The following is a 13,498-nucleotide window of genomic DNA, read 5'->3' on the forward strand; positions in this document are numbered from 1 at the left end:
TTTCGAATCCGTCCGTCCTGGGCTGCGCGCCTGATGACGTGCCGCTTCACTTCCCGGCACGCCGGCAGTTGAAGAACAGCTGGTGTTCGGGTGGTACTTCGGTGCTCGCCGGAGCGTACGCGTACGTGTGCTCGCCGGTGATCTCCAGTCCCGCGTCGCGTACGGCCTGGCGCAGCTCGTCCCGCAGAAATCCCGATACCCGGATTGTGTGGCCCAGGAACGGAATTTCGGCGTCGTCCAGATCGGCCTCGACCATCGACAGGGCGAGCAGCCCGCCCGGCCGGAGCATCGAGCGCAGCAGCCGCAGCGCCGCAGGGATCTCGGCGCGCGGCAGCATCAGCAGCGTGAAGAAGCAGGTGACGGCGTCGAACTCGCCCAACTCGCCCTGCTCCTGGCCTCGTTCGGGTCTCAGCGAGGCGAGGTCCAGCTGATGGAACTCGGCCTCGGGGACGTTCTTGCGGGCGAGTTCCAGCATGCCGGCCGACAGGTCCACGCCGACCACGCGGTGCCCCGCGTCGGCCAGTTGGCGGCTCGTCGGAACTCCCGTGCCGCAGCCGACCTCGAGCACGCGCGAGCCGGGTGCGAGGCCTGCGAGCAGCGTGTCCACCGCGGCCAACTGGCCTTCCTTGTGCGGGAAGGCGTCGTCGTAGCGGGCGCCGATCGCGTCGAAGGCCTCGGCCTGGCCCGTGCGGTCCGGCGCCGGGGTCGGGCGGCCGCTCCCGTACGTCTCGTAACCCTCGCTGCCGTGACTCACGGTCCCGCCGCCCCTCGATGACCTCGTTGACATCGTGTCAGACCTGCTGCAAGCGCGAAGAGTTGTACCTGTGCGCACTTGCGGAGGACGATCCTACGTTTGAACCACGGGGGCGCATCAAGGGTCTCATGAGGACACATGCGCGGGCGTACGGTTCCAGTCACCCGGAAGCGCGGGAACCGGCCACGCGGGATCGGGCCGCCAGTGCTGCCAGTCGTCGGGGAACGGGTGCCCCCAGCCCTCGATCACCTCGACCGCGGCGCGCCCCGCTCTCCGTACGGATGCGGCCTGCGCCGCGCTCATCAGCCCCGCGATCTGCGCCTGCGCGAACTCGTCCTCGTCGTGCCAGCGCCAGGTGCGGTCCGCGTAGACCGACAGGTCGAGGAAGTGATCCTCGGAGTCCACGCCGCCGGCCCACCGCACCCGCGGCTCCTCCAGGTTCACGTACCAGTTCCTGAACCGCCAGCCCGGCTCCCAGAACAGCCACACCGACCAGGGCTCGCCGGGCCGCGCCAGCTTCAGGACGCCGGTGCCGAACCACCGGTCGCGCAGGACGGTGCGCGGCTTCGTGTACCGGGTGGCCAGGGGCTCCTCGTGCACCGGTGTGCCGTCGGCCAGGACCGGTCTCACGCACTCGGTGCCGGGTGCCAGCCACACGGCGAGCAGCTCGGCGCTGTCCTCGACGACCGTCACGGGGCGGCAGATGTGGAAGCCGTCCCCGCCGTTCGTCCGGTACCGCCACAGAATCCGGCTGCCGGGCGCCCAGCGCCCGACGCTGCCGTCGGTCTCACCTGCCAGAATGCTCGTCCGGTCCGTCATGGACAGATATTAGGTGCCCCCGACACATGACACCGCGGTGCGCGTCACGAATTCGGTCAGTCGCCGAACGCTGTTACGGACGCGTCATCCGCAGGACATCCAGCGCCTCGTCGAGCTGCTCGACCGTGAGGTCGCCGCGCTCCACGTAGCCGCCCTCCAGGACGACCTCGCGGATCGTCCTCCGCTCGGCCAGCGACTTCTTGGCCACCTTCGCGGCCTCCTCGTAGCCGATGTACTTGTTCAGCGGGGTCACCACGGACGGTGACGACTCGGCGTACTCGCGGGCGCGCTCGCGGTGCGCGGTGATGCCGTCCACGGTCCGGTCGGCGAGCAGGCGCGCGACGTTGGTGAGCAGCCTGATCGACTCCAGGACGTTCTTGGCGATGACCGGCAGCATGACGTTGAGCTCGAAGTTCCCCGCGGCGCCCGCGGCGGCGACCGTCGCGTCGTTCCCCGTGACCTGGGCGGCGACCATGAGCACCGCCTCGGGAATGACCGGATTCACCTTGCCCGGCATGATCGACGAGCCCGGCTGGAGGTCCGGCAGGCTGATCTCGGCCAGTCCGGTGCGGGGTCCCGACGCCATCCAGCGCAGATCGTTGGCGATCTTCGTCAGGCCGACGGCGATGGTCCGCAGCTGCCCGCTCGTCTCCACGATGCCGTCGCGCGCGCCCTGCGCCTCGAAGTGGTTGCGCGCCTCGGTCAGCGGCAGGCCCGTGGTCCGCGCCACCTCCGCGATGACGGCGGCCGAGAACCCGGGCGGCGTGTTGATCCCCGTGCCCACCGCCGTTCCCCCGAGCGGCAGTTCGGCCAGGCGCGGCAGCGAGGCCTGAAGGCGTTCGATGCCGTACGCGACCTGCGCCGCGTATCCGCCGAACTCCTGCCCGAGGGTCACCGGCGTCGCGTCCATGAGGTGCGTGCGCCCCGACTTCACGACGTCGGCGAACTCGTCCGCCTTGCGCTCCAGGGCCGCCCGCAGATGGCCGAGCGCCGGGATCAGGTCATGGGTGACGGCGGCGGTGGCCGCGATGTGGATCGACGAGGGGAAGACGTCGTTCGACGACTGGGACGCGTTCACATGGTCGTTCGGGTGGACGTCGCGGCCGAGGCGCTCCGTCGCGAGCGTCGCGAGGACCTCGTTGGTGTTCATGTTGGACGACGTGCCGGAGCCGGTCTGGAAGACGTCCACGGGGAACTGGTCGTCCCAACGCCCGTCGGCGACCTCGCCGGCCGACTCCGCGATCGCCTGCGCGATGTCCTTGTCCACGACGCCGAGCTCGGCGTTCACATGGGCCGCGGCCGCCTTGATGCGGGCGAGCGCCTCAATGTGGGCGCGCTCCAGGCGCCGGCCCGAGATGGGGAAGTTCTCCACGGCCCGCTGTGTCTGGGCCCGCCATTTGGCCTCCGCGGGGACCCGTACCTCGCCCATGGAGTCGTGCTCGATCCGGTATCGGCCGCTGTCGCCGCCGTCGTCGTCCATCGCCGTCGTCATCGTCGTCCCTCCGTATCCCTCATCCCTCGTAAAACGTGAGCACTTGTCTAGTTCTGGCTATTCCCAAGTCCCTTACCCGCCAGTAAATGCCTCGGGTAACACCCAAACCGGGGAGGCGTCATGAACGTCCTGCACCGCACCAGACCCAGCATCAGATGCGCCGTCGCCGTTGTCGCGGCGACGGCCGCCGCACTCGTCGGCCTGACCGCGCCGACCGCGTCCGCGGCACCCGCCGCCGCGGCCACCACCCCGCTCACGCCGGACCTGGAGAAGATCCGCGCGGCCGAGGCCACCGAGCTGTACGGGGATCCGGCCGAACGGCCCCTCGCCGACGGCAGGACCGCCCTCGTCTCGCTCGGGGACAGCGAGATCTCGGGGGAGGGTGTCGGCACGTACGAGGCCGGCACGAACGGCCTGACCCTCGCCTCGGCGAAGGACAACGTACGGCTCCAGAACTGCGACGGCTCGGCGGGCCAGCGGTTCGCCTGATCTCCCGGCGGACAGCACAAGGGCCGCCCGTCGCCGTGACGTCGGCGGGGCGGCCCTTGTGTCGTGCGTCAGGTGTTACGCGAGGCCGGGGCCGCGCACCGGGATGCTGGTGAACGTCGGCGCCGGGGCCGGGTCCTTGAAGAAGTCGTTGCCCTTGTCGTCCACGACGACGAACGCCGGGAAGTCCTCGACCTCGATCTTCCAGACCGCCTCCATGCCGAGCTCCTCGTACTCGACGACCTCGACCTTCTTGATGCAGTCCTGCGCGAGACGGGCGGCAGGGCCGCCGATCGAGCCGAGGTAGAAGCCGCCGTGCGCGCCACACGCGTCGGTGACCTGCTGCGAGCGGTTGCCCTTGGCCAGCATGACCTTGGAGCCGCCCGCCGCCTGGAACTGCTCCACGTAGGAGTCCATGCGGCCGGCCGTCGTCGGGCCGAAGGAACCGGAAGCGTAGCCCTCCGGGGTCTTCGCCGGGCCCGCGTAGTACACCGGGTGGTCCTTCAGGTACTGCGGCATCTCCTCGCCCGCGTCCAGGCGCTCCTTGATCTTGGCGTGCGCGATGTCGCGGGCCACGACCAGAGGGCCGGTCAGGGAGAGGCGGGTCTTGACCGGGTGCTTCGTCAGGGCGGCGAGGATGTCGTCCATCGGCTGGTTCAGGTCGATCTTCACGACGTCGCCCGACTCGTCGAGATGCTCGTCCGTGGTCTCCGGCAGGAAGCGCGCCGGGTCCGTCTCCAGCTGCTCCAGGAAGACGCCCTCGGCGGTGATCTTCGCGACGGCCTGGCGGTCGGCCGAGCAGGACACGGCGATCGCGACCGGGCAGGACGCGCCGTGCCGCGGCAGGCGCACCACGCGCACGTCGTGGCAGAAGTACTTGCCGCCGAACTGCGCGCCGATGCCGATCTTCTGCGTCAGCTCGAAGACCTTCTCCTCCAGCTCCTTGTCACGGAAGCCGTGGCCGAGCTCGGAGCCCTCGGCGGGGATCTCGTCCAGGTAGTGGGCGGAGGCGTACTTCGCGGTCTTCAGCGCGTACTCGGCGGACGTGCCGCCGACGACGATCGCCAGGTGGTACGGCGGGCAGGCCGCCGTGCCGAGCGAACGGATCTTCTCTTCCAGGAACTTCATCATCGAGCCCTCGTTGAGGACCGCCTTCGTCTCCTGGTAGAGGAAGGACTTGTTGGCCGAGCCGCCGCCCTTGGCCATGATCAGGAACTTGTAGGCGCCGCCGTCGGTCGCGTACAGCTCGATCTGCGCCGGCAGGTTCGAGCCGGTGTTCTTCTCGTCCCACATGTTCAGCGGGGCCATCTGCGAGTAGCGCAGGTTGAGGTTCTTGTACGCGTCGTAGATGCCGCGGGAGAGGGCCGCCTCGTCGCCGCCCTCCGTGAGGACGTTCTGGCCGCGCTTGCCCATGACGATCGCGGTGCCGGTGTCCTGGCACATCGGGAGCACGCCGGCTGCCGCGATGTTCGCGTTCTTCAGCAGGTCGAGCGCGACGAACTTGTCGTTGCCCGAGGCCTCCGGGTCGTCGATGATGCGGCGCAGCTGCGCGAGGTGGGCCGGGCGCAGGTAGTGCTGGATGTCGTGGATCGCCTCTTCGGCGAGCTTGCGCAGCGCCTCCGGCTCGACCTTCAGGAACGTACGGCCGTCCGGCCCCTCGGCGGTGGAGACACCCTCCGTGGTCACCAGTCGGTACGGGGTGGTGTCCTCGCCCTGGGGGAGCAGATCGGTGTACGCGAACTCAGGCATCTCGCCCATTCCTCTTTCGGCCGGTAGCAGCTGGCATCCATTGGCAGCGCCAACCAGCGTAGAACCTGACGGCGCGGGCGAGCCTGTGAGGTAAGGCTCAGTTCCCGCTGTCGCCCCCTAGTCGCGATCTATCGCGTTTGGGTACGCTGACCCGGTGGACCTTGAGAAGCGCCCCGAGCAGCCCGCGCCGCAGACCGATCTGCGCGCCTCCGACGCCGACCGTGACCGCACCGCGGACATCCTGCGCGAGGCCCTCGCGGAGGGCCGGCTGACCGCGGAGGAGCACGCCGAGCGGATCGACGGGGTGTACCGGGCGAAGACCCACGCCGAGCTGGAGCCGCTCGTCCGGGACCTGCCCGGCGCCCACACGCAGCACCGGCCCGCGGCCTCGTCGCCGGCCCCGAACCGCCCCGCCACGGGCGCGGTCCCCGCGGTCGCCGACGAGAACCTGGTCGCCGTCTTCAGCACCTCGGCCCGCAAGGGCCGCTGGCGCGTGGGCCGCAGGACGCACGCGTACGCCGTCTTCGGCAACATCGAGATCGACCTCAGCGAGGCGATCTTCGAGTACCAGCAGGTCGTGATCAAGGCGGTCTCCGTCTTCGGGAACGTGGAGGTCCGCGTCCCGGAGAACGTCTCGCTGCGCGGCAGCGGCGGCGGCGTCCTCGGCAACTTCGAGGTGGACAACCTCGACTCGGCCGACCCGGACGCGCCCGTGGTCCACGTCGACGGCATCGCGGTCCTCGGCAACATCGAGGCCAAGCCCAAGCGCGGGAAGCGCCTGCGCGATCTGCACGACCGCACGCGCAAACACCTCGACGGCTGACCCGCCTCCGGGGCGGCGGACGCGCGGCGGCCGGTGGCCGGGGAACTCCCGTCCTTCGGAACTCAGTGCATAGGCGCGCACACAGCGGGTAGAGGTTGCTGCATCGTCGCTCGCTCGCGAAGCCGTCGTCAGGAGTAGACCGTGCTGCATCCGCCGCATCAGTCCCTGCAGGTCGCCGCCGTCCCCCCGCAGCGGGGGCCAGTGCGAGATCGGGACCAGGACGCCCCGTGGCACACGGAGGCCGTGTGCAGGCGCGACGAAGCCGGCCTTTTCTTCGCCCCGTCCAAGGAGCCGACGGCGGCCCGCCTGTCCCGCGAGGAGGCGGCCAAGCGGGTCTGCGCCCGCTGCCCCGTGATGGTCGAGTGCCGCGAGCACGCGCTCCTTCAGCCCGAGCCCTACGGGGTGTGGGGCGGCCTCACCGCCGCCGAGCGCCGCGTGGTCCTCGCCCGCAGGCGCCGGCGCGAGGTCGAACTCCAGAAGGCGGCGAGCGCGGTCGACCAGATCCGCGCGGCCGGCTGACCGCCCTCCTGATACGCGAACGGGGCGCCCCTCCGCACAAAGGGGCGCCCCGAACACGTGACGGAAAGAACCAGTTTCGCGTGACCTACTTGGCGCGGTCGAAGTCGATCGCGCTGTACGCGCGCAGCTTCGACAGCCGGTGCTGCGAGTCGATCTGACGGATCGTGCCCGACTTGGAGCGCATCACCAGCGAGGACGTCGTGGCGCTCTCGGCGCGGTACCGCACACCGCGCAGCAGCTCGCCGTCCGTGATGCCGGTGGCGACGAAGAACACGTTCTCGCCGGAGACCAGGTCGTTCGTCGACAGGACCCGGTCCAGGTCGTGGCCCGCGTCGATCGCCCGCTGGCGCTCCGCATCGTCCTTGGGCCACAGCTTGCCCTGGATGACGCCGCCGAGGCACTTGATGGCGCACGCCGAGATGATGCCCTCGGGGGTGCCGCCGATGCCCAGGAGCAGGTCGACGCCGCTGTCCTCGCGCACCGCGAGCACGGAGCCCGCGACATCGCCGTCCGAGATCAGCTTGATCCGGGCGCCGGCCTCGCGGACCTCCTTGATGATGCCCTCGTGGCGCGGCCGGTCCAGGATGACGACCGTGACGTCCTCGGGAGCGGCGCGCTTGGCCTTGGCGATACGGCGGATGTTCACCGCCACCGGGGCGTTGATGTCCACGTAGTCGGCGGCCTCGGGGCCCGCGACCAGCTTGTCCATGTAGAAGACGGCGGACGGGTCGAACATGGTGCCGCGGTCGGCGGCGGCCAGGACCGCGATGGCGTTCGGCATGCCCTTGGCGCAGAGCGTGGTGCCGTCGATCGGGTCGACGGCGATGTCGACCTCGGCGCTCGTCCCGTCGCCGACGCGCTCCCCGTTGTAGAGCATCGGGGCTTCGTCCTTCTCACCCTCGCCGATGACGACGACGCCGTTCATCGAGACGGTGGAGACGAGGGTCCGCATGGCGCGCACGGCGGCGCCGTCCGCCCCGTTCTTGTCGCCGCGGCCGACCCAGCGGCCGGCGGCCATGGCCGCGGCCTCCGTGACCCGGACGAGTTCCAGGGCGAGGTTCCGGTCGGGAGCCTCCGCGGGGACTTCGAGTTCGGACGGCAGTTGATGATGCTCGGTCATCGAGACGCACCTTTCTGATACGACGACGGCCGGATGAGGGTGATGCCCAGACTCTATCGTTAGGCCGACAAAATGAGCAGAGGGCCCCACGTTTGAGCAGACCGGGCCCACGTGCGGTGATCGCTCACGTACCTGCGACGATGGGGGCGTGGCAGGTACCAAAGGCAAGAAGACCGTGGGAAGTCTGGTCCTCTCGATGGGGGTGACCGTGCTCGTGGCGGCAAGCATCTACGTGTTCATCCCGCACGACGACTCCGGCACCCCGCCGGTGAAGCGCGTGGACTACCGCGTGGAGCTGCTGACGGCGCGGCGCGCCGCGCCGTACCCGGTGGCGGCGCCCGAAGGGCTGGCGAAGTCCTGGAAGCCGACGTCGGTGCGGTTCGAGGGGGCGGACTTCGACGCCTGGCACCTCGGCTTCCACGACGCCGACGGCCAGTACGTGAGCGTCGAGCAGTCGACGGAGAAGGCGTCGGCCTTCATCGACCGGGCCAGCCTGGGCGCCACCGAGACCAGCGCGACGCAGCGCATCGGCGGCGAGACCTGGCGGCGCTACAAGGGCGGCCAGTACGACGCCCTGGTGCTCAAGGGCGACAAGTCGACGACTGTCGTGACCGGTACGGCGTCGTTCGCGCAGCTGACGAAGATGGCCGAGGCGCTGCGGACGAAGTAGGCATTCCAGGGATCCCGGCGCACGGGATCCCGGGGACTTCAGGCGCTTCGGCGCAAGGGAAAAGGCCCCCCGGCCGTTGCCGGGGGGCCTTTCTCGTCAGGCGTGCGGGAGCACTCGCGGGGAGTGCCCGGCGGGAGCACTCAGATCGTGGTGATGACCTGGTCGTGCTCCAGGCGCGGGGAGCGCGGGAACCAGGCGTCCTCGCCCGGCTTGCCGATGTTGATGACCATCAGCGGGGTGTGGTCGTCGTCCAGGAACTCCTTCTGGACGCCGGCGAAGTCGAGGCCGGTCATCGGGCCCGCGGCCAGGCCGGCGGCGCGGATGCCGATGATGAAGTAGGCGGCCTGCAGCGTGGCGTTCAGGGCGGCGGCACCCTCGCGGGCGGGGCGCTCCGCGAAGAAGACGTCCTTGGCCTGCGGGAAGTGCGGGAAGAGCGCCGGGAGCTCCTCGTGGAACTCGTTGTCCGCGGAGAGGATCGCGACCAGCGGGGCGGAGGCCGTCTTCGGACGGTTGCCCTCGGCCATGTGCTGCACGAGGCGCTCGCGGGCCTCGGGGGAGCGGACCAGGGTGATGCGCAGCGGCGACTGGTTGAACGCCGTCGGACCGTACTTGACCAGGTCGTAGATCGCCTGGACCTGCTCGTCGGTCACCGGCTCGTCGGTGAAGGTGTTCGCGGTGCGGGCCTCGCGGAACAGCAGGTCCTGGGCGGCGGAGTCAAGAACGAGAGACATGGATCAACCTTCTCGATGCGTACGTGCTGGGGGGTGCGGCCGGTCCGCCCGCGACGCTGCGAACGGATCAGCCGATGCACACGACAGTATGTCAGCACCGTTTAACATTCAACCAAAACTGGAACCTCGTGACCCGCTTCACAAACCCCTGACGCCGCGTCTCGTCCCGCTCACCGTCCGCAGGCCCCGACGCTCACTCCTCCTCGTCCGCGCCCCCGTCCGGCCCGGTCTCCGCCAGCGCCGCGTCCAGGCGCGCCCGCGCACCGTCGAGCCAGCGCCGGCACACCTTGGCCAGCTCCTCGCCGCGCTCCCACAGCGCGAGCGACTCCTCCAGTGACGTGCCGCCCGCCTCGAGCCGCCGGACGACCTCGATCAGCTCGTCCCGCGCCTGCTCGTAGCCGAGCCCGGCCTCGTCGGTCTTCGTGGTCATGCGCTCTCCTGGTTCCCGGTCTCGACCCGTACGGTGAATTCGCCCTCGGCGACCCGCGCCCGCAGCACCTCGTCCGCCGCCACGTCGTCCGCGGCGCGCACGACGTCCCCGTCCGCCTTCTGCAGCACCGCGTAACCCCGCTTGAGGGTCGCGGCGGGGGACAGGGCCACCACGCGCGCGTGCGTGTGCGACAGCTCCGACTCGGCGCGGTCGAGGAGGTGCCCGAGGGTGCGCCGGCCGCGCTCGGCCAGCGCCGTCACCTGCTCCTCGCGCACCTCGACCATGCGGTGCGGGTCCTCCATGACCGGCCGGGCGAGGGCCTGTCCGAGCCCGCGCTCCTCCCGGTCCACGAACGACTCGACGCTGCGCCGCGCCCGGTCCCGCAGCCACTGCACCCGCTCGTACTCCTCGCCGACGTCCGGCACGACCTTCTTCGCCGCGTCGGTCGGTGTGGAGGCGCGCAGGTCCGCGACGTGGTCGAGGAGCGGGTTGTCCGGCTCGTGGCCGATCGCCGAGACGACCGGCGTGCGGCAGGCGGCGACCGCCCGGACCAGCTGCTCGTCCGAGAACGGCAGGAGGTCCTCCACGCTGCCGCCGCCGCGCGCCACGATGATCACGTCGACGTCGTCGAGCGAGTCCAGCTCCTTGACCGCCTGCACGACCTGCGGCACGGCGTGCACGCCCTGGACCGGCACATTGCGCACCTCGAAGCGGACTGCGGGCCAGCGGTGCCGCGCGTTCTCCAGGACGTCCCGCTCGGCGGCCGACGCGCGCCCGCACACGAGCCCGATGAGCTGCGGCAGGAACGGCAGCGGCTTCTTGCGCTCCGGGGCGAAGAGCCCCTCGCGGGCCAGGGACTTCTTCAACTGCTCCAGCCTGGCGAGCAGTTCACCGACCCCCACCGGTCTGATCTCGGAGGCCCGCAGCGACAGCTGGCCGCGCGGCGCGTACCACTCCGGCTTCGCCTGGACGACGACGCGCGCGCCCTCCGTCACGACGTCCGCGACCGCGTCGAACACCTGCCGGTAGCAGGTGACGCCGACCGAGATGTCGTGCGACGGATCGCGCAGCGTCAGGAACACGACGCCGGCGCCGGGGCGCCGGGACAGCTGGGTGATCTGTCCCTCGACCCACACGGCACCGAGCCGGTCGATCCACCGCCCGATGAGCCGCGACACCTCCCCGACGGGCAGCGGGGCGTCCGCGGACGTATTCACAGCCATGCCCGTGAGCGTAACCGCACCCACCGACAACGCTCCGTGACGTGAAGGACGTACGGAGGGCGTACGGAGGACGTACGTAAGGCGTTACGGGGACGGGGCGGAGCCCCGGTGTGCGCGTACGGGCGCGGCGCCCGTACGCGCACCGCAGCCGGACGTCGTCAGACCACCCGCGCGTCCGTCAGACCACCCGCGCGCCCCGCCGCCCCCTCTGTGCCACCAGCACCACGAGCCCCGCCGCCAGCCAGACCGCGCCCACCACCTGGGCCGTGCGCGACGCCTCGACGATCACAGCGACCGTGACGGCCGCGCCGAGCACCGGCACGATCAGATGCCGCCACCAGCTGAATGTCCCCGCGCCGCGCCGCACCACGAACCAGCCCACTACGCTCGCGTGCAGCAGTACGAACGCCGTGAGAGCGCCGATGTCGACCACCGAGACCAGATGGTCGAGGCCGTCGTCCCTGCGGGCCGCCCAGACCGCCGCCACCAGCGTCACCACCGCCGCGCACAGCAGCGCGACCCGCGGCACCCCGGAGTCCGTCCGCGACAGCGCCTTCGGCAGCCGCCGGTCGCGGGCCATCGCGAACAGCAGCCGCCCGGCCGCCGCCTGCCCGGCCAGTGCCGCGAACGCCGCGCCGATCGCCTTGCTGACCGCCACCAGGTCGTGCAGCCACCCGCCGACCGACACGTCGATCGCGTCGTAGAACGCGGACCCCTGCCTGGCCGGGTCGGCGGCGAGCTCCGCCGACGACACCGGTTCGAGCAGCGCTACGAGATACGTCTGCGCGATGAACAGGACACCCGCGAGCGCCAGACAGAACAGCACCGCCCGCGCCACCTTCGCCGAGCCGCCCGTGACCTCCTCCGCGAACGACACGATCGCGTCGAAGCCCAGATACGACAGCACGGCGACGGACACCGCGCCGACGACCGCCGACAGCGCGAACGCGCCCCGCGAGCCGTCCCCCGTCAGCGGCGACAGCCAGCCGCGCTCCGCGCCGTCGCGTACGAGTACGACGACCGCCGACACGAGGAACACGAGCAGAACGACGATCTCCATCGCCAGGACCGCGAAGCCGGCCCGGGCCGCCGCCCGCACGCCCCACAGGTTCAGGAACGTCGTGATGATCACGGCCAGCGCCGTCCACACCCAGCGCGACACCGACGGCACCAGAGCGTTCATCGCGATCCCGGAGAAGAGATAGGCGACCGCCGGGATGAGCAGGTAGTCGAGCATCGCCATCCACCCGGCGATGAACCCCGGCGCCTCACCGAGCCCCACGCGCGCGTAGGTGAAGACCGAGCCGGCCTGCGGGGCGACCCGCACCATCTGCGCGTAGCTGAACGCGGTGAACGCCATCGCGACGGTCGCGACGACGTACACCAGCGCGACAGCGCCGTGCGACTTGGCGTCGAGGGTGCCGAAGACGCCCACGGGGGCCATCGGGGCGATGAACAGGAGCCCGTAGACGACGAGGTCCCGGAAGCCGAGGCTGCGCCGCAGCGTGTCCTCCCCTGCGGGCGGCTGTCCTTCTTCCCCGGCTTCCCCGGCTGGTGGAGCGGTGTGGGCGGACATCGGGCCTCCGTCTGTCGCGCACGTCGTCGCGCACGGGCCTCCAGTCTCGCCAAACGGTGGATCTTTGACCTGTTGGACGCGGCCTTACGATGGTGGGCATGACTGCTACGACTGGCCCCCGCCGCGTCCTGCTCGCCGCCCCCCGGGGCTACTGCGCCGGTGTGGACCGTGCCGTGATCGCCGTCGAGAAGGCCCTTGAGCAGTACGGGGCCCCGATCTATGTCCGCCACGAGATCGTCCACAACAAGTACGTCGTGCAGACCCTGGAGAAGAAGGGCGCGATCTTCGTCGAGCAGACCCAGGAGGTCCCCGAGGGCTCCATCGTGATGTTCTCGGCGCACGGCGTCGCGCCCGTCGTCCACGACGAGGCCGCGGCCGGCAAGCTCGCCACCATCGATGCGACCTGCCCGCTCGTCACCAAGGTCCACAAGGAAGCCGTCCGCTTCGCGAAGGAGGACTACGACATCCTCCTGATCGGCCACGAGGGACACGAAGAGGTCATCGGCACCTCGGGCGAGGCCCCCGACCACATCACGCTGGTCGACGGCCCCGAGGACGTGGCGAACGTGGAGGTGCGGGACGAGTCGAAGGTCGTCTGGCTCTCCCAGACCACGCTCTCCGTGGACGAGACCATGGAGACGGTCGACGCCCTCAAGGCCAAGTTCCCGAACCTGCTCTCGCCGCCCAGCGACGACATCTGCTACGCCACACAGAACCGCCAGATCGCGGTGAAGAAGCTGGCCGAGGACGCTGAGCTCGTCATCGTCGTCGGCTCCAAGAACTCCTCGAACTCGATCCGCATGGTCGAGGTCGCCCTGGACGCCGGCGCGCCCGCCGCGCACCTGGTGGACTTCGCCGCCGAGATCGACGAGACCTGGCTCGAGGGCGTCACCACGGTCGGCCTCACCTCCGGCGCCTCCGTCCCCGACGTGCTGGTGGACGGCGTACTGGAGTGGCTGGCCGAGCGCGGTTACGCCGACGTGGAGACCGTGAAGACCGCCGAGGAGTCCATCACCTTCTCGCTGCCGAAGGAACTCCGCCGTGACCTGCGCGCGGAGGCCGCCGCCCTCACGGAAGACGGCACTTCCGAGAAGTGACGGTCAGCC

Annotated in this window: 13 protein-coding genes and 1 pseudogene; 5 read left to right on the forward strand and 9 right to left on the reverse strand. The window is 70.6% G+C overall.

Annotated elements, in window-relative coordinates; genetic code table 11:
• Window positions 1-46: 46 nt before the first annotated feature.
• The 3 genes from ACZ67T_RS26305 to ACZ67T_RS26315 form a co-directional block, all read right to left on the reverse strand.
• Entirely contained in the window at window positions 47-787 is a 741-nt protein-coding gene (locus ACZ67T_RS26305; protein WP_469987426.1) for a class I SAM-dependent DNA methyltransferase, read from the reverse strand.
• A 93-nt stretch (window positions 788-880) separates the two neighbouring features.
• Complete coding sequence (fomD, locus tag ACZ67T_RS26310; RefSeq protein WP_469987428.1) at window positions 881-1,573, reverse strand: cytidylyl-2-hydroxypropylphosphonate hydrolase; 693 nt, start codon at window positions 1,571-1,573, stop codon at window positions 881-883.
• Between the two features lie 73 nt (window positions 1,574-1,646).
• Window positions 1,647-3,053: a class II fumarate hydratase gene (locus ACZ67T_RS26315; protein ID WP_469987606.1), complete on the reverse strand. Its 1,407-nt coding sequence runs from the start codon at window positions 3,051-3,053 to the stop codon at window positions 1,647-1,649.
• A gap of 132 nt (window positions 3,054-3,185) precedes the next feature.
• On the opposite strand from ACZ67T_RS26315, the pseudogene ACZ67T_RS26320 reads away from it, so the two are divergent.
• A pseudogene (locus ACZ67T_RS26320) lies at window positions 3,186-3,479 on the forward strand (ricin-type beta-trefoil lectin domain protein); the annotation flags it as partial.
• Window positions 3,480-3,629: 150 nt separating this feature from the next.
• Here the strand turns inward: ACZ67T_RS26320 and ACZ67T_RS26325 are convergent.
• Window positions 3,630-5,300 (reverse strand): fumarate hydratase, encoded by a 1,671-nt coding sequence (locus ACZ67T_RS26325; RefSeq protein ID WP_356277123.1) that lies wholly within the window; start codon window positions 5,298-5,300, stop codon window positions 3,630-3,632.
• Window positions 5,301-5,454: 154 nt separating this feature from the next.
• Here ACZ67T_RS26325 and ACZ67T_RS26330 point away from each other — a divergent pair, with 154 nt between their 5' ends.
• Both ACZ67T_RS26330 and ACZ67T_RS26335 read left to right on the forward strand, forming a co-directional pair.
• The gene (locus ACZ67T_RS26330) at window positions 5,455-6,123 is read left to right on the forward strand and encodes a DUF1707 SHOCT-like domain-containing protein (protein ID WP_469987430.1); all 669 of its coding nucleotides are present in this window, start codon (window positions 5,455-5,457) and stop codon (window positions 6,121-6,123) included.
• 141 nt (window positions 6,124-6,264) lie between these two features.
• A complete protein-coding gene (locus ACZ67T_RS26335) occupies window positions 6,265-6,642 on the forward strand; it encodes a WhiB family transcriptional regulator (RefSeq protein ID WP_469987432.1) in 378 nt (125 codons plus the stop codon).
• Window positions 6,643-6,727: 85 nt separating this feature from the next.
• On the opposite strand, the gene glpX is transcribed toward ACZ67T_RS26335, so the two are convergent.
• On the reverse strand, window positions 6,728-7,762 hold the full coding sequence (gene glpX / locus ACZ67T_RS26340; protein WP_266560607.1) for a class II fructose-bisphosphatase: 1,035 nt from the start codon (window positions 7,760-7,762) through the stop codon (window positions 6,728-6,730).
• A gap of 148 nt (window positions 7,763-7,910) precedes the next feature.
• Here glpX and ACZ67T_RS26345 point away from each other — a divergent pair, with 148 nt between their 5' ends.
• Window positions 7,911-8,432 (forward strand): DUF4245 domain-containing protein, encoded by a 522-nt coding sequence (locus tag ACZ67T_RS26345; protein ID WP_469987434.1) that lies wholly within the window; start codon window positions 7,911-7,913, stop codon window positions 8,430-8,432.
• Window positions 8,433-8,572: 140 nt separating this feature from the next.
• On the opposite strand, the gene ACZ67T_RS26350 is transcribed toward ACZ67T_RS26345, so the two are convergent.
• The 4 genes from ACZ67T_RS26350 to ACZ67T_RS26365 all read right to left on the reverse strand — a co-directional run bounded on the left by ACZ67T_RS26350 (window position 8,573) and on the right by ACZ67T_RS26365 (window position 12,392).
• The gene (locus ACZ67T_RS26350; RefSeq protein ID WP_469987435.1) at window positions 8,573-9,163 is read right to left on the reverse strand and encodes a malonic semialdehyde reductase; all 591 of its coding nucleotides are present in this window, start codon (window positions 9,161-9,163) and stop codon (window positions 8,573-8,575) included.
• 193 nt (window positions 9,164-9,356) lie between these two features.
• Window positions 9,357-9,593 carry an exodeoxyribonuclease VII small subunit gene (locus ACZ67T_RS26355; protein WP_326774283.1) on the reverse strand — a complete coding sequence of 79 codons (237 nt, stop codon included), beginning with the start codon at window positions 9,591-9,593 and terminating at the stop codon, window positions 9,357-9,359.
• The gene (gene xseA / locus ACZ67T_RS26360) at window positions 9,590-10,816 is read right to left on the reverse strand and encodes an exodeoxyribonuclease VII large subunit (RefSeq protein WP_469987437.1); all 1,227 of its coding nucleotides are present in this window, start codon (window positions 10,814-10,816) and stop codon (window positions 9,590-9,592) included. The genes ACZ67T_RS26355 and xseA overlap by 4 nt, the downstream gene beginning before the upstream one ends.
• A 178-nt stretch (window positions 10,817-10,994) precedes the next feature.
• Window positions 10,995-12,392, reverse strand: a complete 1,398-nt coding sequence (locus tag ACZ67T_RS26365; protein WP_469987439.1) for an APC family permease — start codon at window positions 12,390-12,392, stop codon at window positions 10,995-10,997.
• A gap of 98 nt (window positions 12,393-12,490) precedes the next feature.
• On the opposite strand from ACZ67T_RS26365, the gene ACZ67T_RS26370 reads away from it, so the two are divergent.
• Window positions 12,491-13,489, forward strand: coding sequence for a 4-hydroxy-3-methylbut-2-enyl diphosphate reductase (locus ACZ67T_RS26370; protein ID WP_469987441.1), 999 nt, complete (start codon window positions 12,491-12,493; stop codon window positions 13,487-13,489).
• Window positions 13,490-13,498 lie beyond the last annotated feature (9 nt).

This window comes from Streptomyces sp. NPDC107517, assembly GCF_055582645.1.